This is a genomic window from Ruegeria sp. HKCCSA071, assembly GCF_017872555.1.
Lineage (GTDB): Bacteria > Pseudomonadota > Alphaproteobacteria > Rhodobacterales > Rhodobacteraceae > Ruegeria.
Map to the genome: position 1 here is coordinate 1 of NZ_JAEDOX010000031.1, position 1,075 is coordinate 1,075.

Here is a 1,075-nt window from a genome sequence, read left to right on the forward strand (position 1 = left end):
AAAAGGCCGCCCCCTAGGGAGCGGCCCTTGTTTGTTCACCGATGTGCCGGGCTGAAGCCCGGCCTACGGATTATTCTACGATCTTCGACACAACGCCGGCGCCGACGGTGCGGCCGCCTTCGCGGATCGCAAAGCGCAGGCCGTTTTCCATCGCGATCGGTGCGATCAGCTCAACGCCGAACGACACGTTGTCGCCGGGCATGACCATCTCGGTGCCTTCGGCCAGGGTCACGGTGCCGGTCACGTCTGTGGTCCGGAAGTAGAACTGCGGACGGTAGTTCGCGAAGAACGGCGTGTGACGGCCGCCTTCTTCCTTGGTCAGGATATAGGCTTCGGCTTCGAACTTGGTGTGCGGTGTCACCGAACCCGGCTTACACAGAACCTGGCCACGCTCAACGCCGTCACGATCCACACCACGCAGCAGGGCGCCGATGTTGTCGCCCGCTTCACCGCGGTCCAGCAGCTTGCGGAACATTTCAACGCCGGTGCAGGTGGTTTTCGCGGTGTCACGGATGCCGACGATCTCGATCTCGTCGCCAACGTTGATCACGCCACGCTCGACACGGCCGGTCACAACGGTACCACGGCCCGAGATCGAGAACACGTCTTCGATCGGCATCAGGAACGGCTGGTCAACAGCACGCTCGGGGGTGTCGATGTAGTCATCAACAGCCGCCATCAGCTCGCGGATCTTGTTCTCGCCGATTTCAGGGTCACGGCCTTCCATCGCGGCCAGAGCCGAACCTGCGATGATCGGGATATCGTCGCCGGGGTATTCATACGAAGACAGCAGCTCGCGGATTTCCATTTCCACCAGTTCCAGCAGCTCTTCGTCGTCAACCTGGTCAACTTTGTTCATGAACACGACCATCTTCGGAATGCCAACCTGGCGGCCCAGCAGGATGTGCTCGCGGGTTTGCGGCATCGGGCCGTCCGCGGCGTTCACAACCAGGATCGCGCCGTCCATCTGAGCGGCACCGGTGATCATGTTCTTGACATAGTCGGCGTGGCCGGGGCAGTCGACATGCGCATAGTGGCGCGCGTCGGTCTCGTATTCCACGTGCGCGGTCGAGAT

Annotated in this window: 1 protein-coding gene; it reads right to left on the reverse strand. The window is 61.8% G+C overall.

The features are described from left to right. Positions 1-70 precede the first annotated feature (70 nt). Positions 71-1,075, reverse strand: a 1,005-nt coding sequence (gene tuf / locus I9188_RS20150) for an elongation factor Tu (protein WP_209599756.1), incomplete at its 5' end; no start/stop codon positions are given.